Raw genomic sequence first — 16,963 nt, 5'->3', positions numbered from 1 at the left:
AGAGGGAGGGCCGTGGACACGGCCGGCAGGCCCGCGCCGGGGGCGGCGGGGCTGCCATTGTAGTCAATGCGGGCGGGCGCGCCGTGCGCCCGGGCTTCACAGCTGGCGCAACAGGCGCTCAAAGGCCTGCGCAGAGGCCTCCACATGCCGTTCCAGGCGGTGGCCGTCGTCGACCAGCAGCAGCTGCGCCGAACGCGCCTGGGCCCAGGCAATCACGCCTGCGGCCGGCACCACCTCGTCATGCCAGGCCTGCACCACCGTGGTCGGCACCGGCGCGGCGTCCAGCGCCGGCATCGGACCCATGGTGGTCGGCGGCACCATCAGGAACAGGCCGGCCACCGGCACCTGCAACGAGGCGATGGCGGAGATATAGGCGCCCAGGCTGGAGCCGGCCAGCACCACCGGGCCCTGCTGGGCGGCGATGGCGGTGCGTTCGACCAGGCGGCGCAGGCGGGTCGGCACGTCGCCCACAAGGCTGACCTCGCTCATCGCGTCCAGGTCGGTGTAGTCCGGGCGCTCATGGGTCCAGCCCAGGCGCTGCGCCACGTCGGCCAGCGCGGTGACCTTGGTCGCCTCCGGGCCGCTCTCGAAACCGTGGGACAGGATGCAATGGCCGCGGCTCATGCGCGCGCTCCAGGCGAGCGGGCCAACGAGGAAAGGAAAGGCAGGTTCATGCCGCAATGCTAGCATCGCCAGATGCCCAACCCGCTCCTGCCCGGCCTGCAGCTGCAGCCCCTGCCCTACCAAGACCGCCTGCCGCTGCGCGACCCGGCCACGCTGGAGATGGTGGTGATCCACTGCACCGAGCTGCCCGATCTGGCGATGGCCCGCGAGTACGGCGAGCGCGTGCTGTACGACAGCGGCGCCGGCAACAGCGGTCACTTCTACATCGACCGCGATGGCAGCGTGGTGCAGTACGTGGCACCGGAACGCGTGGCCCACCACGTGCGCGGCATGAACGCACACACGCTGGGCATCGAGCTGGTCAATACCGGCCGCTACCCGCACTGGTTCGACAGCCGCCAGCAGGCGATGGACGAGGCCTACACCGAGGCGCAGCTGCAGGCGCTGGAGCAGCTGCTGCTGGCGCTGGTAGCGCGCTTTCCGTCGCTGCGGCGGATTGCCGGGCACGACCAGCTGGACCTGGAGCAGGTGCCGGCCAGCGATGACCCGGCGCTGATGGTGGCGCGCAAGCGCGACCCGGGGCCGTTGTTCCCGTGGGCACGGATTCTGGCGAAGGTGCCGCTGCAGGGGTTGGAGTAAGCAGCAGGGCTGCGCCCTGCACCTGCAGAGGCAACGTCAACGTCAACGTCAACTTCAAACGCTGGCATTGCGTGGGATGGCGAGGTGGGTCCGGTTGCGAGGGACGCCGTAAACCCGTCCATGGGGGCTTGGCGGCGGCATCCATGCCGCGGACACCCTCGCAACCGGACCCACTCCGCCTTCGACAGATCTCCGCGATCTGCCGGATACCCGGGGTCGGATCCCGTTGCTACGCAACGGGCTCTGACCCCAATCTGCATTCGATGGGGTCGGTCGATGGGGGCACAGCCGTTTCCCGCTGGGAAACTGATCCGACCCCGCGCGGCTCAGGCGCCGGTCGCGACCGGGCGGCTGCTGTCGCTCACCCAGCCGCTCCAGGAATCGGCATAGATGCGTGCGCCGGACAGACCGGCCGCTTCCATCGCCAGCAACAGGTGGCAGGCGGTCACGCCGGAGCCGCACATCAGCACCACCTGCTGCGGATCGCGGTTACCAATCACGCCCTGCAGTTCGGCACGCAGTTCCTGTGCATCGCGCAGGTGGCCGTCGACTACGTTCAGCGCAAACGGACGGTTGACCGCACCGGGCACATGGCCGGCGACCGGATCCAGCGGCTCCACTTCACCACGGAAGCGTTCGCCCGCGCGTGCGTCGACCAGCCAACCCGGCGCATGCTTCAAACGGGCGGTGATTTCGTCGGCATTGGCGATCTGAGCGGTGTCGAAACGGCCCGGGTAAGCCGGCAGCGCCGTTACTTCGCCCTGGCCGGTTGCCAACGCATGACCTGCGGCCTGCCAGGCGGCGATGCCACCGTCGAGCACGGCCACCTTGTCGTGCCCGATCAGGCGCAGCAGCCACCACAGACGCGAAGCGGCCATGCTGCCGTCGCTGCCGTCGTAGACCACCACCTGTGTATCGGGACCGATACCCCATCGACCCAGCGTCGCGGCAAAGGCATCGCTGTCCGGCAACGGATGGCGGCCGTGGCCGACGCGCCCCAGATCGGACAGATCGCGGTTGAGATCGGCATACACCGCGCCCGGAACATGCCCCGCAAGGTACTGGCCGCTGCCGGCCTGCGGATCGGCCAGCGAGGAACGCGCATCGACCACGCGCACTGCCGTGCTGGCGGTGGCACGCGCGTCGACCACGCGTACGTCCTCGCCCAGGGCAGCGGCCAGGGTGGCGACATCGACCAGGGTGGTCCACGGCGGATCGATCGGCTTCATTGCACTTGCTCCAGGCGGCGACGCAGGTTGTACAGGATGGCCGCGGTCGCCCCCCAGATACGCTGGCCCGGCCAGCCGTATTCGAGGACGTGGCGGACGCGGCCGCGATGATTGATTTCGACCTGGCGCAGGTTGTCGGCGGCCATCAGGTAGTCCAGCGGCACCTCGAACACCTCGGCCACTTCGCTGGGTTGCGGCACCGGCACGAAATCCGGATCGACCACCGCCACCACCGGGGTGACCCGGTAGCCGGTGATGGTCACGAACGGATCGAGATAGCCCAATGCCTGCACCTGGCCAGGTGCCAACGCGATCTCTTCCTGGCTCTCGCGCAGTGCGGCCGCCAGTGCGTCGCGGTCATCGGGTTCGGTACGACCACCGGGGAATCCAACCTGGCCACCATGCGTGCGCAGGGTTTCGGTGCGGCGGGTGAGGATCACCTGTGCACCGTTGGCGCGCGGCACGATACCGGCCAGCACCGCCGCTTCCACTGGCGGTCCCGGCAGCAGCAGGTCGATCAGTTCGCTGCGGTTCCAGCCATCGCCCGCGGGGGGATCGGCCAGCGGATGCAGCGCGCGCATCAGACGGTGATGGTCGGCCAGTGAGCCGCGCAGGGATTGCTGGAGTTGTTCGCGCAATGGCTGCACGCGATGCAGGATGCGACTGCGTTCGTCGTTGCTCATCGACGACCACCGTGCGATTTCATCGAGATGGCGCCCGCAGCCGGTGCACTGCCGGTCTGGATCCAGCTTGCACACGCCGATGCAGGGACTTGCGACAACACGCGCCGTTTCTTCCATTGTTTGCACCCGGCAACAGTAGCGCGATTAGGCTGGATTTGCGCGGGGTGAAGATGCGGCGCTCGGCACGCTGGCTGCGAGGTGGAGCGTGAACGGTAGAGTCGACTGTCAGTCGACTATCGCGCGTAGCGCGGGGATTTCCCCAGGCTGGCCGCAGAGCAGTCAACTGACAGTCGACTCTGCGACCGCGCGCAAACAAAAACGCGCCGGTGGGATCACCGGCGCGTTGATGTTGACGCTGTTTCTTACTTGACGCTGACCAGCTTGATCTCGAACTGCACAGCCACGTTCGGCGGGAACGGGGTGCGCGGGTCGGCACCGTAGGCCTGGTCCGGCGGCAGGGTGACTTCCCACTTCGAGCCTGCCGGCATCTGCAGCAGGGTCTCGCGCATGGCCTTCATTTCGACTTCGCTGACCTTGATCGACGGGATCTGCTGGGCCGGGCGGGCTTCGGTCGGGCGCTGGCCGTACGGGAACGGACCGGCCACTTCCAGCTGCACGGTGCTGGCCTGGGTCGGCTTGGCACCCTTGCCGGCTTCGACCACGCGGTACTGGACGCCGCTCGGCAGGGACTGCACGCCGGCCTTGGCCTTGTTCGCCGCGATGAACTGGTCGCTCTTGGTCTTGTTTTCGGCAGCAGCCTTTTCGTACTCGGCCTTGGCAGCCTGGGCACGGCCCTGCTCGCGCTTCTGGAACGCTTCAACGGCCGGCTTCAGCTGCTCGGCGGTGATGGCCGGCTGCTTCTTGGCGTAGGCGTCCTGCAGGCCCTTCACCACCGAGTTGATGTCCAGCTGCTCACCGCGACCGGTCAGCTCCGCCAGGTTGTTGCCGTAGTCGTAACCGAAGTAATAACTCAGCTTGCCCTTCTCGGACGCGATGTCCTGGGCGAAGGCATTGCCCGTCAGGGCCAGGGCCGCGACGGCGACCGCGATAGAACGCAACTTCATCAAACAGTTCTCCAGGGGTGGTAACTCAGGGACGTTCTGCGCCGCCCTGAGGCGACGGGTTAGGATAACGGGCGCAACGTGTAACCGCTACTCACGATGCAGGCTATGACCCGTCTGCGTTTGCAGAGTTCAATATCACTATTTTTTAACGTTTCTGGAGTTTCCCCGTGGCAGATGCCCTGATCGCTGTCGCCGACGACGGCGCCATCCGCACCGTGACCGTCCAGCGCCCGGACAAGCTCAACGCCCTGAACGCCGCGACCCTGCAGTCCCTGGCCGAGGCGTTCAGCGCGGCCGCCGCCGACCCGGAGGTGCGCGTGGTGGTGCTGACCGGTGCCGGCCCTAAGGCCTTCGTGGCGGGCGCCGACATCGCCGAAATGAACACACTCAGTGCGGTTCAGGGACGTGATTTCTCGCTGCTGGGCCAGGCGCTGATGCGCCAGATCGAACGCATGCCCAAGCCGGTCATCGCCCGTGTGAACGGCTTTGCGCTGGGCGGCGGGCTGGAACTGGCGATGGCCTGCCACCTGCGCATCGCCGCCGATAGCGCCAAGGTCGGCCAACCGGAAATCAACCTTGGCCTGATTCCCGGCTTTGGTGGCAGCCAGCGCCTGCTGCGCCTGTGCGGCCACGCCGCCACCCTGGAACTGTGCCTGCTGGGTGCTCCGATCAACGCGGCGCGTGCGCTGGAACTGGGCATCGTCAACGAGGTGGTCCCCGCCGCCGAACTGGACAATCGCGTGCAGGACGTCGCCCGCCAGTTGGCGCGCTCGGCGCCGCTGGCCCTGCGCGGCCTGCTTGATGCCGTGCACGTGGGTGGCGAATGCAGCCTGGAAGCGGGGCTGGAGTACGAAAGCGCGCAGTTCGGCCTGCTGTTCGCCACCGAGGACATGCGCGAAGGAACCAGCGCGTTCCTGCAGCGCCGCCCGCCGGCCTTCCAGAACCGCTGACGCCATGGCATCCCGACCCAACCCCGCGCAACTGTTCGCCCGGGTCCAGGCAGACGATCTCGATGGCGCCCTGCAGGCCGGCCTGATGGACTATGTGGCCCGTACCGGCGACGAACAGCTGGTACCCGGCCACCCGGAGCTTCCACAACGCCTGCACCAGGCCCAGCAGCAGCTGCAGAACGCCTGGGCCGCACGCGAACGCTACCGCACCCGTGCCGTGCGTCTGGCGCGGCGTGAGGCCGAACGCGACGCAAGGCGCACGCCCGCCGCAGCACCGGATATGAAGCCCGCACTGCCCGCCGCAGCGGCCGCGATTCTCGCCCGGGCCAAGGCCCGCGCCACCGGCAAGGAACAGTAATGGCCGCGAAGAAGACCGCGCGCGCACCTGCGCGCCGTGGCAGCATGATGCCGCGCGCCGACGTGGTGGAAATGTTCACCCGGCTGCGCGAACTCAATCCGCACCCGAAGACCGAGCTGGAATACAGCTCGCCGTTCGAACTGCTGGTGGCGGTCGCGCTGTCGGCGCAGGCCACCGACGTGGGCGTCAACAAGGCCACGCGCCGCCTGTTCCCGGTGGCCAATACCCCGGCAAAGATCCTCGCACTTGGCGAGGACGGACTGAAGCAGTACATCGCCACCATCGGTCTGTTCAATGCCAAGGCAAAGAACGTGATCGCCACCTGCGCGATCCTGCTGGAGAAGCACGGCGGTGAAGTTCCGCGCGATCGCGATGAACTGGAAGCGCTGCCGGGCGTGGGCCGCAAGACCGCCAACGTGGTGCTCAACACTGCGTTCGGTGAGCCGGTGATGGCGGTGGACACGCATATATTCCGCGTCTCCAACCGCACCGGCCTGGCACCAGGCAGGAATGTGCGCGAAGTGGAAGACAAACTGGTGAAGGCCATTCCGGCCGAGTTCCTGCTCGACGCGCATCACTGGCTGATCCTGCACGGACGTTATGTATGCAAGGCGCGCAAGCCGGATTGCCCGGGCTGCGTGATCGCCGACCTGTGCCGGTTCAAGGAAAAGACCACGGCCGAGGCGTGACCGCGTTCGTGGTGTGACAGAACAAAGACGGCGGGCACAAGGCCCGCCGTCTTCGTTTGCAGACAAGGTGCTTCAGGTGATCAGAACGACAGGTCGCCCCAGACGCCGAATTCCTTGGTCTTGTCGTTCTTCTTGTCGCCGGCGTTGGCCAGGTGCGTGTACTTGTACACAGTCGACAGCTTGAGGTTCTTCATGACCGGGAACTCGACACCGACGTTCCAGTACTTGTCGCTCAGGGTCGGGTCCAGGGTCTTGCTGACGTCGGTGTCATCGTAACGACCGAACACGTTGATGCCGCCGTCGGTGACGCGCACGCTGCCCCACACCGACCAGCCGCTGGTCTTGTCGGTAGCAACGGTCATCACGTTGTTGAGGTTCTTGGCCTGGAAGTACTCGCCACCGACGCGGAAGTCGCTGCTGGCGTAGGCGACCATCGCATTGGCGCGGGTATAGGTGTTCTCGGCGCTCTGGATGTCGGTTTCCTTGCCCAGCTTGCCGCTGTAGCCACCGACGGCAACCACGAAGTTCTCGTTCGGGGTATAGGCCGCGCGACCTTCCACGTCCATGCCCTTGCTGCGGGTCGGGTTCTTGTAGCCGGCGCCGGACACGACCGAGACCGCGTAGTTGAAGTTGTTGCCCAGGTTGCCGAAGCCATGCAGGCCCCAGTCGGACGAGTTGCCGTACTTCAGGCGATCGGTCAGGGTGTTCTCGACATAACGCATGCCGTAGAACTTCTCGACGTACGGGATCCACGGCATGTCGGCGGCACCGACGCGCAGGTTGAAGGCCGGGTCGAAGCTGCCCTGCACGTAGGCCTTCTTGACGAACAGTTCGGTGTTGCCGATGGCCGAGCTGTACTGGAAGTCGGTGGTCAGGTTGGCCGACCAGATGTCGTTGAACTTGTGGTCGACGGTCAGGTAGAAGCGCTTGACGTCCAGACCGGTGCCGCTTGCGGCGGTGTCCTTGCCGTTGCTGGTCTTGTCGATGTTGGTCAGGTCGAAGAACATGCGACCGCCGATCTTGTTGTCATTGACCAGCTTGGCCAGCTTGTCGACGCTGGTCTGGGTCTTCTGTGCACCTTCCAGAGCCTGGGCCTGGGTGATGTTCACTTCGGACTGCGCATCGGACTGTGCCTGCAGCGCCTGCGAATCGTTCTGCAACTGCTGGACCTGGGCCTGCAGGGCAGCGATCTGCGCCTGCAGCTGCTGCAGCTGTGCCTGGGATACGCCCGTGCTGGCGGGAGCTGCGAAGGCGTCGGCGGAAACCAGACCGAGGCTTGCAACGACCGCGGCGGCGAGCAAATGGGAACGCATTTTGGATTTCTCCAGAGGGTTGGAATGGCTTGGGCAGAACGCCACGCCGGCAGGCCGGTCAAGCGTTTTGCGAACATTCCGTTAAAACCATGACAGCCGAATGACAACCTGAGCACCAACCACAGATTTCTTCGTGCGGTCATGCGCACGACTCATTTGCCGCCACATCCTTGTCGAACCCTTGCGGCATATGGCGTCACGTATCAGCGTTCATGCGCGGACCTGTCGCTGCGGGACCTTCACCGGCACCGCTGGTTTCGCGTGGATGACGCAGCATCACTGCGGAATGCCATGCCGCGACGGCATTGACGACCACTCCGGACAGGCCATCAGCGACATATAGAGCGTGATCGCAACCGGGCCACGCCCGTCTCCGGCGCATCGGTCATCACGTTGCCAGCGGTACGCAGAACCTTCACACCCCTGCTGTGCGGGCGCCGGACAACGCTGTAACGGTTGCGTCATACAACGGTCCCTGCGCTGTCATCGAACCGTTATGGAATGTGCGCCGGGCGGGTAACCCCGCATCCCAATCAACCCAGGAGCCACCCCGTGATCCACGCCTTCAAGTCGCGCGTTGCCGTTGCCGTCTTCGCAGCGTCGTCCGTGTTCGCCGCCAACGCCGCTGAAATCACCGGTGCGGGCGCCTCGTTCATCTACCCGGTGATGTCGAAGTGGTCGGCCGACTACAACGCCGCCACCAGCAACAAGGTCAACTACCAGTCGATCGGCTCCGGTGGTGGTATCGCCCAGATCAAGGCCAAGACCGTTGATTTCGGCTCCTCCGACGCCCCGCTGAAGCCGGAAGAACTGGCCGCTGCGGGCCTGGCCCAGTTCCCGTCGGTGATCGGCGGCGTGGTGCCGGTGGTCAACGTTGCCGGCATCGCTCCGGGCGCGCTGAAGCTGGACGGCACCGTGCTGGCAAACATCTTCCTGGGCAAGATCAAGACCTGGAACGACCCGGCCATCGCTGCGCTGAACCCGGGCGTGACCCTGCCGAGCGCCAAGATCACCGTCGTGCACCGTTCGGATGGTTCGGGCACCACCTTCAACTTCGTCAACTACCTGTCCAAGGTCAGCCCGGAGTGGAAGACCTCGGTCGGTGAAGGCACCTCGGTCCAGTGGCCGGCCGGCATCGGTGGCAAGGGCAACGAAGGCGTTGCTGCCTACGTGAAGCAGATCAAGGGGGGCATCGGCTATGTCGAACTGTCCTACGCACTGCAGAACAAGCTGTCGTACACCGCCATGAAGAACGCTGCCGGCAAGTTCGTGCAGCCGAGCGACGCCTCGTTCGCCGCCGCCGCTGCCAGCGCCGACTGGGCCAGCGCCAAGGACTTCTACCTGGTGATGACCAACGCGCCAGGCGCCGAGTCCTGGCCGATCACCGCCACCAACTTCATCCTGGTGCACAAGAAGCCGAAGAACCCTGCCAACGGCAAGGCCACCCAGGAGTTCTTCCGCTGGGTCTACAAGAGCGGCGACGCCCAGGCCCGCCAGCTGGACTACGTGCCGCTGCCGGACAGCCTGGTGCGCCAGATCGAGACCTACTGGACGCAGAACCTGAAGTAAGCGCGTTCCCCCGCAGGAATGGGATCGGCGGGCCCTCTCTCCCCCGCCGATCCCACCCGGGCGCGAGATCCTCGAGATCTCGCGCTCTTCTTGTTTTTTGGGGTTGGTCGTGAAAGGCGCTGCGCTGTCGCTGGTCCGTAGTTGAGTCGGTGCGCAGATCCGGGGTCTCCGGGCCCCTGCCGGGTCGGAGCCAGCCCTGTGAAACCCTTGTCGGAACGTGATCGAGGACACCTCTGTCATGGTCGTAATACGGTTGTAACAAAAACATCATTTCATAGCCGCATCCGCCGACGCCGTCGGCTCTACCCCGCTATGGAGTGACCATGAAACTGCACTCGGCCGGCCTCGCCGCCCTTTCCCTGGCCATCGCCCTGGGCCTGTCGGCCTGCGGTGGCGACAAGCAGGCCGCGCAGCAGCCAGCTGCCGACGGTGCCGCCGCCCCGGCCGCTGCCGGTGCCAAGGTGACCGCCGAAGTGTCCGGTGCCGGCGCTTCCTTCATCTTCCCGCTGGTTTCCAAGTGGTCGGCTGACTACAACGCCAGCACCGGTGCCAAGATCAACTATCAGTCGATCGGCTCCGGTGGCGGCATCGCCCAGATCAAGGCCGGCACGGTCGACTTCGGTTCCTCCGACAAGCCGCTGAGCAGCGAAGAGCTGGCCCAGGCCGGCCTGGCGCAGTTCCCGTCCGCCATCGGCGGCGTGGTCCCGGTGGTCAATATCGAAGGCCTGGAAGGCGGCAAGCTGCGCCTGAGCGGCGCCCTGCTGGCCGACATCTTCCTGGGCAAGGTCAAGACCTGGAACGACCCGGCCATCGTCGCCGCCAACCCGGGCGTGAAGCTGCCGGACGGCAAGATCACCCTGGTCCACCGTTCGGACGGTTCGGGCACCACCTTCAACTTCTCCAACTACCTGTCCAAGGTCAGCCCGGAGTGGAAGACCAAGGTCGGCGAAGGCACCTCGGTGCAGTGGCCGGACGGCGTCGGTGGCAAGGGCAATGAAGGCGTCGCCTCGTACGTGAAGCAGATCAAGGGTTCGATCGGCTACGTCGAACTGGCCTACGCGCTGCAGAACGGCATGCCGTACACCGCCATGCAGAACGCCGCCGGCAACTGGGTCGAGCCGAGCGCGGAAACCTTCGCCGCTGCGGCCGCCAGCGCCGACTGGGCCAGCGCCAAGGACTTCAACCTGGTCATCACCAACGCCCCGGGCGAGCAGGCGTGGCCGATCACCGCCACCAACTTCATGCTGATGCAGAAGCAGCCGAAGGATGCCAAGCGCAACCAGGACACCCTGGCCTTCTTCAAGTGGGCCTTCGAGAACGGCCAGGCCCAGGCCAACGAGCTGCACTACGTGCCGCTGCCGGCCGACCTGGTCAAGCAGATCGAGGCCTACTGGGCGACCGACCTGAAGTGATGGACATGACGGTGCCCGCCCTGCGCGGGCACCGCCTCTGCCACGCCGTGCCGCCCCGCCCCTTCCTGGCCCCGCCGTCCCCATGAATGCCATCGCCCAGCCTGTAGCCGCCCCGTCCACGCGTGATGCGCGTGATGCCCGCAACGACAAACTGTTCCGATGGGTGCTGGTCGGCACCGTCATCTTCGTCCTCATCGCCCTGGCCTGCGCCGCGCTGTCGATGCTGTGGGGCGGCCGCCATGCCCTGCAGATGCAGGGCCTGAGCTTCTTCTTCTCCGCCGACTGGAATCCGGTCGAAAACAAGTTCGGTGCCCTCGCACCGATCTACGGCACCCTGGTCACCGCCGCCATCGCGATGGTCATCGCCGTGCCGGTCAGCTTCGGCATCGCCTTCTTCCTCACCGAAGTCGCGCCGCGCTGGCTGCGTGGCCCGGTCGGTACCGCCATCGAACTGCTGGCCGGTATTCCCTCGATCATCTACGGCATGTGGGGCCTGTTCGTGCTGGTGCCGGTGATGACCGAGTACGTCACTCCGTTCCTCAACGAGACCCTGGGCGAATGGCCGATCATCGGTCCCATGTTCCAGGGCCCGCCGCTGGGCATCGGCATGCTCACCGCCGGTTTCGTGCTGGCCATCATGGTCATTCCGTTCATCTCCTCGGTGATGCGCGAAGTGTTCCTGACCGTGCCGACCCGCCTGAAGGAATCGGCCTATGCGCTGGGTTCCACCAAGTGGGAAGTGAGCTGGGACATCGTGCTGCCCTACACCCGCTCGGCGGTGATCGGCGGCATCTTCCTCGGCCTCGGCCGTGCCCTGGGCGAGACCATGGCGGTGGCCTTCGTGATCGGCAACAGCGTGCGCCTGTCGCCGTCGCTGCTGGAACCGGGCACCACCATCGCCGCGCTGATCGCCAATGATTTCGGCGAAGCCACTGAAACCTACCGCTCGGCCCTGCTGCTGCTCGGCTTCGTCCTCTTCATCGTCACCTTCGTGGTGCTGGCCATCGCCCGCCTGATGCTGATGCGCCTGTCCCGCAAGGAGGGCAACTGATGTCCAGCACCGCTGATTCGCTGTACCTGCGCCGCCGCATCGGCAATGTCATCGCCATTGCCGCGTCCTGCGCCACCGCCCTGTTCGGCCTGTTCTTCCTGGGCTGGATCCTGTTCACCCTGGCCTCCAAGGGCCTGGCCGGCATCAACCTGGATCTGTTCACCAAGATGACGCCACCGCCGATGCAGGAAGGCGGTCTCGCCAACGCCTTCTTCGGCAGCGCGGTGATGTGTGCGCTGGCAATCGGCATCGGCACCCCGCTGGGCGTGCTGGCTGGCACCTGGCTGGCCGAATACGGCAACGCCCGCAAGGCCGGCACCGTGGTCCGCTTCGTCAACGACATCCTGCTGTCGGCGCCGTCGATCGTACTCGGCCTGTTCGTCTACACGCTGTACGTGATGCAGACCGGCGGCAACTTCTCGGCATTCGCCGGTGCGCTGTCGCTGGCCTTCATCGTGCTGCCGGTGGTGGTGCGCACCACCGACGAGATGCTGCGCCTGGTGCCCTCGCAGATGCGTGAAGCGGCGCTGTCGCTGGGTATCCCGCAGTGGAAGGTGATCGTGCAGGTGCTGTACCGCAGTGCCTCGGCCGGCATCATCACCGGCATCCTGCTGGCACTCGCCCGCATCTCCGGCGAGACCGCACCGCTGCTGTTCACTGCCTTCGGCAACCAGTACTGGAACAACAACATCTTCCAGCCGATGGCCTCGGTGCCGGTGGTGATGAACCAGTTCGCCGGCAGCCCGTATGAATCCTGGCAGGTGCTGGCCTGGGCCGGTGCCCTGGTGCTGACTGTCTTCGTGTTGCTGGTCAGCCTTGCCGCCCGCGGCATCCTGCTGCGCAACCGTATCTCCCATGACTGACCTTTCCGTGGATAACGCCATGAACGACCTTTCCAACGCCGTGCCGATGCAGCGCATCGCCGTGCCGTCCTCGCACGAGAGCCTGCACACGCCGTCGCCGGTGAAGCTGGCTGCGCGTGGACTGGACTTCTACTACGACAAGTTCCATGCCCTGAAGGGCATCAACCTGGAGATTCCGGAAAAGCGCGTGACCGCGCTGATCGGTCCCTCCGGCTGCGGCAAGTCGACCCTGCTGCGCATCTTCAACCGCATCTACGCGCTGTACCCGAAGCTGGAAGCGCGTGGTGAAGTGCTGCTGGACGGCGAAAACATCCTGTCGCCGAAGTACCCGATGAACCGCCTGCGCAGCAAGGTGGGCATGGTGTTCCAGAAGCCGGTGCCGTTCCCGATGACCATCTTCGAGAACGTGGCCTACGGCATCCGCCACCACGAGAAACTGAGCAAGGCCGACATGGCCGACCGCGTCGAGCAGGCGCTGCGCCAGGGCGCGCTGTGGGACGAAGTGAAGGACAAGCTGGGGCAGAGCGCACTGGGCCTGTCCGGTGGCCAGCAGCAGCGTCTGTGCATCGCCCGTGCGGTGGCCCTGCGCCCGTCGGTGCTGCTGCTGGACGAGCCGACCTCGGCGCTGGACCCGATCTCCACCAGCCGCATCGAGCAGCTGGTGGAAGAACTCAAGCACGAGTACACCATCGTCATCGTCACCCACAACATGCAGCAGGCCGCGCGCGTGTCCGACTACACGGCCTTCATGTACCTGGGCGACCTGATCGAGCACGACCGCACCGAAGTGATCTTCTCGCAGCCGTCGCAGCGGCAGACCGAGGATTACATCACCGGTCGCTTCGGCTGAAACGTCAGTCGAGCATGGCTCGACTCTACAGACAACGTCAGTCGAGCAAGGCTCGACTCTACAGAGTGGAATGAACATGAATCTTCCCAACGACCACATCGTCAAGAGCTACGACGAAGAGCAGCAGCGCCTGGTGGCCGAAATCGTGCGCATGGGCGAGATGGCCGTCGCCCAGCTGGAAGCGGCGATGGACGTGATCGAGAAGCGCGACGAGAACGCTGCCCATCGCATCATCGCCAACGACGAAGCGATCGATGCCCTGGAGCAGCAGATCAGCCACGATGTGATGCGCCTGGCGCTGCGTGGCCCGATGGCGCGCGACCTGCGCGAGATCCTCGCCGGCCTGCGCATTCCGGCCGACATCGAGCGCATCGGTGACTACGCTGCCAACGTCGCCAAGCGCTCGATCGCGCTGGGCAAGGTGCCGCCGCTGCCGCAGATCCAGGGCCTGCGTGCGCTGGGCCGCCTGGCCGCGCAGCAGGTCCGCCGTGCCATTGCCGCCTACCGCGACAATGACGCCGACGCCGCGCTGGAACTGCGCGAGGACGACGCCCGCCTGGACGCGCAGTACACCGCGCTGTTCCGCGAGCTGCTGACCTACATGATGGAAGACCCGCGCAACATCACCCCGTGCACCCATCTGTTGTTCATGGCCAAGAACCTGGAGCGCGTGGGCGACCATGCCACCAACATCGCCGAGAACGTGTGGTTCCTGGTGCATGGCGAGCAGCCGCTGCCGCCGCGTGAAAAGCGCGACGAGACGTCCAGCACCGGCCAGATCTGATACTGCACTGCAACACCGGAGTTGACTCCAAGGTGGCCGCTGTCCTGCTGACAGCGGCCTTTTTGTTTTGGGCGTTCCGGCGGTTCATCCCAGCATGGCGTGGCCTACCGGGCCGCTGGTCTCCCCTTCTGTAACAAACCTCACGAAAATTTGAGTTCTTGGCGAGGATTCGTTGAGTAGGATCGCTGCACCATCGCTTCCACCGGCATCCCTGCCGGCTACCCGGGCATCCGCCCACACCACCCAGGAGCACCACCGATGAGCAGTTCCAACAAGACCCTGTCCCTGCTGACTGCTACCGCCCTGGCCGCTGGCCTGGGCATGACCGCCAGCGCCTCGGCGCTGAGCATGAGTGACCTGGCCCAGGGCTATCTGGTCGCTGGCCAGGCCGCCAAGGCCACCACCGATGCCAAGGCAGCGGACACCAAGATGGCCGCTGATGCGACCAAGCACGCCGAAGGCAAATGTGGTGCCGACGGCAAGAGCGCTGAAGGCAAGTGCGGCGCCGACAAGGGCAAGGCCGCTACCGGCGCTGCCGCGGGTGCCAAGACCAAGGCCGGCGACAAGAAGTCGGCCGAAGGCAAGTGCGGCGAAGGCAAGTGCGGTGCCAAGCACTGACGTCCGCGCCAGCGTCGTCCACCCGCGGTCGCCGCTTCGTGCGGCGGCCGCCGGGTTGGGCCTGCGCCGGGCGCTGCTGCAGGATCTGCGCGATGCGCCGGCCGGTGACTTCGACTTCCTCGAATGTGCGCCGGAGAACTGGATCCATGTCGGCGGCCCGGCCGGTGATGCACTGGCCGAATTGGCACAGCGCCATCCTCTGAGCTGCCATGGCCTGTCATTGTCACTGGGCGGCAGCGCGCCGCTGGATACGCAGCTGCTGGAGCAGGTCGGCCAGTTCCTCGACACGCACCGCGTGCCGCTGTACAGCGAACACCTGAGCTATTGCAGCGACGACGGCCACCTCTACGACCTGCTGCCGATTCCCTTCACCGACGAAGCCGTGCGCCATACCGCGGCACGCATCGCGTGCGTGCAGGACATTCTCGGCCGCCGCATCGCGGTGGAGAACGTCTCCTACTACCTGGCACCGGAACCGGCGATGGACGAACTTGCCTTCACCAACGCGGTACTTGCCGAAGCCGACTGCGACCTGCTGCTGGACGTCAACAACGTCTACGTCAACGCCTGCAACCACGGCTATGACGCCGACACCTTCATCGCCGGACTGCCCGCGCAGCGCATCGTCTGCCTGCACGTGGCGGGGCACCTGGACGAAGCCCCGGACCTGAAGATCGATACCCATGGCAGTGCTGTGATCGACCCGGTCTGGGATTTGCTGGCGCGTACCTATGCACGCATCGGCGCGCGCCCGACCCTGCTCGAACGCGATTTCAACTTCCCGCCCTATGCAGAACTGCAGGCTGAGCTGCAGACCATCCGCCGCCTGCAGGCCACGCACGCCGAGAAAGCGCATGGCTGATGCTCCCGACAGTCTGCGCGCACAACAGCACGCGTTCACCGCGCACCTGCGTGATCCGCAGGCGGTGGCCGCACCGGCCGGGCTGGAACCCCGGCGGGTGGCGGTATACCAGCGGCTGCTGTCCAACAACCTGCTCGGCCTGTTGAGCAACGGCTTCCCGGTCTGCGTGCGCCTGCTCGGAGAACCGGCCTGGAGTGCGCTGGTCCGCCAGTACTTCGCCACCCATCGCTGCCAGACGCCGCTGTTCACCGAACTGGCCGCCGAATTCGTGCAGTGGCTGCAGGCGCAGCCACAACTGCCGCACCCGGCGTTGGCCGAACTTGCTCATTACGAGTGGGTGGAGACCGCGCTGTACCAGCTGCAGGCCGAGCCGCTGCCGGCACCCGGCAACTTCGATCCGCTGAAGGTACCGCTGCAGCGCTCACCACTGGCCTGGCCGCTGCTGTACCAGTGGCCGGTGCATCGACTCGGTGCAGAGGATGCACCAACGCAGCCGCCGGCCGAACCGACCGGCCTGCTGGTGCGCCGCGAAGCTGACGGTGAAGTTCGGTTCGCCGCACTCAGTCCACTGGCGGTGTACCTGCTGTCCAGCATCGGCGAACAACCTGGCCTCGATGGACATGCCTATCTGCAGCAACTGGCAAGTGCGCATGGTCTGGCCGAAGACGTACTGGCCGGACCCGGAGCCGCATTGCTGCAGCAGTTCCTGCAGGCCGGCGTGATCGGCCCGCTCACAGCTCCTCCCTGACGCCCCTCCCACGGAGACCCTGATGAACCTTCCGACCCTGGCCGCCGCGCGCGGCCAGCTGGACCGTCTCGCCCCCTGGCTGGCCCCGCTCGGCCTGCGCCTGCTGCTGGCCTGGGAATACTTCGAATCCGGCCGCGAGAAACTGCACGGCCAGAACTGGTTCGCCGACCTGCAGGACGCCTTCCCGTTCCCGTTCGACCAGCTGCCGGCCGCGCTGAACTGGCAGCTGGCGACCTGGTCCGAACTGATCGGCGCGGCCTGCCTGCTGTTCGGGTTCGGCACCCGTTTCGCTGCCGCCAGCCTGCTGGTGCTGACCGTGGTGGCCACCTATGCGGTGCACTGGCCGATGGAATGGAACTCGCTGGCCGACCTCGCCATGGGCTATGCGATCAGCGACCAGGGCTTCGGCAACTTCAAGCTGCCGGTGCTGTTCATGGCCATGCTGCTGCCGCTGATCTTCACCGGTGCCGGCAGGCTGAGCGTGGATGCGTGGTTGGCGCGGTGGTCTCCCTCGGCCACGACGGCGCGGCCCGCAGTCCGGTAATCGCCAACCCTCGTCGGCGCACCGTGCGCCAACCAAGGTTGGCACCTACCGGGATCCCGAGCGTGTGGTGCACCGGTAGGTGTCGACCTGGGGCGACACACCCCCACCCAGGC

General features: G+C 66.0%; 19 protein-coding genes. 14 read left to right on the top strand and 5 right to left on the bottom strand.

All coding sequences use genetic code 11. The features are described from left to right. Positions 1 to 96 precede the first annotated feature (96 nt). Positions 97 to 624: a hypothetical protein gene (locus ACZK2G_RS07260; RefSeq protein WP_478475061.1), complete on the bottom strand. Its 528-nt coding sequence runs from the start codon at positions 622 to 624 to the stop codon at positions 97 to 99. 72 nt (positions 625 to 696) lie between these two features. Here ACZK2G_RS07260 and ACZK2G_RS07255 point away from each other — a divergent pair, with 72 nt between their 5' ends. Then, positions 697 to 1,263: an N-acetylmuramoyl-L-alanine amidase gene (locus tag ACZK2G_RS07255; RefSeq protein ID WP_253077618.1), complete on the top strand. Its 567-nt coding sequence runs from the start codon at positions 697 to 699 to the stop codon at positions 1,261 to 1,263. Positions 1,264 to 1,589: 326 nt separating this feature from the next. On the opposite strand, the gene ACZK2G_RS07250 is transcribed toward ACZK2G_RS07255, so the two are convergent. From ACZK2G_RS07250 to ACZK2G_RS07240, 3 genes are all read right to left on the bottom strand, one after another. After that, positions 1,590 to 2,492 carry a sulfurtransferase gene (locus tag ACZK2G_RS07250; RefSeq protein ID WP_253077619.1) on the bottom strand — a complete coding sequence of 301 codons (903 nt, stop codon included), beginning with the start codon at positions 2,490 to 2,492 and terminating at the stop codon, positions 1,590 to 1,592. Next, positions 2,489 to 3,292: a CoA pyrophosphatase gene (locus ACZK2G_RS07245; protein WP_478475058.1), complete on the bottom strand. Its 804-nt coding sequence runs from the start codon at positions 3,290 to 3,292 to the stop codon at positions 2,489 to 2,491. The genes ACZK2G_RS07250 and ACZK2G_RS07245 overlap by 4 nt, the downstream gene beginning before the upstream one ends. 245 nt (positions 3,293 to 3,537) lie before the next feature. Further along, a complete protein-coding gene (locus ACZK2G_RS07240) occupies positions 3,538 to 4,239 on the bottom strand; it encodes an FKBP-type peptidyl-prolyl cis-trans isomerase (protein WP_004151465.1) in 702 nt (233 codons plus the stop codon). A 167-nt stretch (positions 4,240 to 4,406) separates the two neighbouring features. On the opposite strand from ACZK2G_RS07240, the gene ACZK2G_RS07235 reads away from it, so the two are divergent. Genes ACZK2G_RS07235 through nth form a run of 3 tightly spaced genes read left to right on the top strand, consistent with a single transcriptional unit; the run spans position 4,407 to position 6,236 of the window. Next, positions 4,407 to 5,189 (top strand): enoyl-CoA hydratase/isomerase family protein, encoded by a 783-nt coding sequence (locus ACZK2G_RS07235; protein ID WP_478475056.1) that lies wholly within the window; start codon positions 4,407 to 4,409, stop codon positions 5,187 to 5,189. A 4-nt stretch (positions 5,190 to 5,193) separates the two neighbouring features. Next, on the top strand, positions 5,194 to 5,547 hold the full coding sequence (locus ACZK2G_RS07230; protein WP_136638636.1) for a hypothetical protein: 354 nt from the start codon (positions 5,194 to 5,196) through the stop codon (positions 5,545 to 5,547). Beyond that, positions 5,547 to 6,236 carry an endonuclease III gene (nth, locus tag ACZK2G_RS07225; RefSeq protein ID WP_478475053.1) on the top strand — a complete coding sequence of 230 codons (690 nt, stop codon included), beginning with the start codon at positions 5,547 to 5,549 and terminating at the stop codon, positions 6,234 to 6,236. Before ACZK2G_RS07230 ends, nth begins: the two co-directional genes overlap by 1 nt. 80 nt (positions 6,237 to 6,316) lie before the next feature. Here the strand turns inward: nth and ACZK2G_RS07220 are convergent, their stop codons facing one another. Further along, positions 6,317 to 7,549 (bottom strand): porin, encoded by a 1,233-nt coding sequence (locus ACZK2G_RS07220; protein WP_004151438.1) that lies wholly within the window; start codon positions 7,547 to 7,549, stop codon positions 6,317 to 6,319. Positions 7,550 to 8,101: 552 nt separating this feature from the next. Between ACZK2G_RS07220 and pstS (ACZK2G_RS07215) the strand changes: the two genes are divergently transcribed. From pstS (ACZK2G_RS07215) to ACZK2G_RS07170, 10 genes are all read left to right on the top strand, one after another. After that, positions 8,102 to 9,118, top strand: coding sequence for a phosphate ABC transporter substrate-binding protein PstS (pstS, locus tag ACZK2G_RS07215; protein ID WP_136638637.1), 1,017 nt, complete (start codon positions 8,102 to 8,104; stop codon positions 9,116 to 9,118). A 323-nt stretch (positions 9,119 to 9,441) separates the two neighbouring features. Next, complete coding sequence (gene pstS, locus ACZK2G_RS07210; RefSeq protein ID WP_065722382.1) at positions 9,442 to 10,530, top strand: phosphate ABC transporter substrate-binding protein PstS; 1,089 nt, start codon at positions 9,442 to 9,444, stop codon at positions 10,528 to 10,530. Between the two features lie 82 nt (positions 10,531 to 10,612). Beyond that, positions 10,613 to 11,581: a phosphate ABC transporter permease subunit PstC gene (pstC, locus tag ACZK2G_RS07205; RefSeq protein WP_012510550.1), complete on the top strand. Its 969-nt coding sequence runs from the start codon at positions 10,613 to 10,615 to the stop codon at positions 11,579 to 11,581. Beyond that, complete coding sequence (gene pstA / locus ACZK2G_RS07200; protein WP_004151398.1) at positions 11,581 to 12,444, top strand: phosphate ABC transporter permease PstA; 864 nt, start codon at positions 11,581 to 11,583, stop codon at positions 12,442 to 12,444. The genes pstC and pstA overlap by 1 nt, the downstream gene beginning before the upstream one ends. 19 nt (positions 12,445 to 12,463) lie before the next feature. Beyond that, complete coding sequence (pstB, locus tag ACZK2G_RS07195; protein ID WP_005408788.1) at positions 12,464 to 13,294, top strand: phosphate ABC transporter ATP-binding protein PstB; 831 nt, start codon at positions 12,464 to 12,466, stop codon at positions 13,292 to 13,294. A 70-nt stretch (positions 13,295 to 13,364) separates the two neighbouring features. Beyond that, the gene (gene phoU, locus ACZK2G_RS07190) at positions 13,365 to 14,078 is read left to right on the top strand and encodes a phosphate signaling complex protein PhoU (RefSeq protein WP_136638638.1); all 714 of its coding nucleotides are present in this window, start codon (positions 13,365 to 13,367) and stop codon (positions 14,076 to 14,078) included. Positions 14,079 to 14,336: 258 nt separating this feature from the next. Further along, complete coding sequence (locus tag ACZK2G_RS07185; RefSeq protein WP_136638639.1) at positions 14,337 to 14,696, top strand: HvfA family oxazolone/thioamide-modified RiPP metallophore; 360 nt, start codon at positions 14,337 to 14,339, stop codon at positions 14,694 to 14,696. Next, complete coding sequence (locus ACZK2G_RS07180) at positions 14,683 to 15,558, top strand: HvfB family MNIO-type RiPP peptide maturase (protein ID WP_136638640.1); 876 nt, start codon at positions 14,683 to 14,685, stop codon at positions 15,556 to 15,558. Before ACZK2G_RS07185 ends, ACZK2G_RS07180 begins: the two co-directional genes overlap by 14 nt. Further along, positions 15,551 to 16,306, top strand: coding sequence for an HvfC family RiPP maturation protein (locus tag ACZK2G_RS07175; RefSeq protein ID WP_136638641.1), 756 nt, complete (start codon positions 15,551 to 15,553; stop codon positions 16,304 to 16,306). Before ACZK2G_RS07180 ends, ACZK2G_RS07175 begins: the two co-directional genes overlap by 8 nt. A 22-nt stretch (positions 16,307 to 16,328) precedes the next feature. Then, entirely contained in the window at positions 16,329 to 16,850 is a 522-nt protein-coding gene (locus ACZK2G_RS07170) for an HvfX family Cu-binding RiPP maturation protein (protein ID WP_478475049.1), read from the top strand. Positions 16,851 to 16,963: the final 113 nt, after the last annotated feature.

It is taken from the genome of Stenotrophomonas sp. 107298_Sma (assembly GCF_056480345.1).
The sequence above is the reverse complement of the archived record's forward strand: the minus strand, read 5'-3'. Positions and strand labels throughout refer to the sequence as shown.

Bases quoted from the DNA above. Each gene is read 5' to 3' on its own strand.
- ACZK2G_RS07260 (WP_478475061.1), bottom strand. From the start codon at position 624: ATGAGCCGCGGCCATTGCATCCTGTCCCACGGTTTCGAGAGCGGCCCG.
- ACZK2G_RS07255 (WP_253077618.1), top strand. From the start codon at position 697: ATGCCCAACCCGCTCCTGCCCGGCCTGCAGCTGCAGCCCCTGCCCTAC.
- ACZK2G_RS07250 (WP_253077619.1), bottom strand. From the start codon at position 2,492: ATGAAGCCGATCGATCCGCCGTGGACCACCCTGGTCGATGTCGCCACC.
- ACZK2G_RS07245 (WP_478475058.1), bottom strand. From the start codon at position 3,292: ATGGAAGAAACGGCGCGTGTTGTCGCAAGTCCCTGCATCGGCGTGTGC.
- ACZK2G_RS07240 (WP_004151465.1), bottom strand. From the start codon at position 4,239: ATGAAGTTGCGTTCTATCGCGGTCGCCGTCGCGGCCCTGGCCCTGACG.
- ACZK2G_RS07230 (WP_136638636.1), top strand. From the start codon at position 5,194: ATGGCATCCCGACCCAACCCCGCGCAACTGTTCGCCCGGGTCCAGGCA.
- nth (WP_478475053.1), top strand. From the start codon at position 5,547: ATGGCCGCGAAGAAGACCGCGCGCGCACCTGCGCGCCGTGGCAGCATG.
- ACZK2G_RS07220 (WP_004151438.1), bottom strand. From the start codon at position 7,549: ATGCGTTCCCATTTGCTCGCCGCCGCGGTCGTTGCAAGCCTCGGTCTG.
- pstS (WP_065722382.1), top strand. From the start codon at position 9,442: ATGAAACTGCACTCGGCCGGCCTCGCCGCCCTTTCCCTGGCCATCGCC.
- pstC (WP_012510550.1), top strand. From the start codon at position 10,613: ATGAATGCCATCGCCCAGCCTGTAGCCGCCCCGTCCACGCGTGATGCG.
- pstA (WP_004151398.1), top strand. From the start codon at position 11,581: ATGTCCAGCACCGCTGATTCGCTGTACCTGCGCCGCCGCATCGGCAAT.
- pstB (WP_005408788.1), top strand. From the start codon at position 12,464: ATGAACGACCTTTCCAACGCCGTGCCGATGCAGCGCATCGCCGTGCCG.
- phoU (WP_136638638.1), top strand. From the start codon at position 13,365: ATGAACATGAATCTTCCCAACGACCACATCGTCAAGAGCTACGACGAA.
- ACZK2G_RS07185 (WP_136638639.1), top strand. From the start codon at position 14,337: ATGAGCAGTTCCAACAAGACCCTGTCCCTGCTGACTGCTACCGCCCTG.
- ACZK2G_RS07175 (WP_136638641.1), top strand. From the start codon at position 15,551: ATGGCTGATGCTCCCGACAGTCTGCGCGCACAACAGCACGCGTTCACC.
- ACZK2G_RS07170 (WP_478475049.1), top strand. From the start codon at position 16,329: ATGAACCTTCCGACCCTGGCCGCCGCGCGCGGCCAGCTGGACCGTCTC.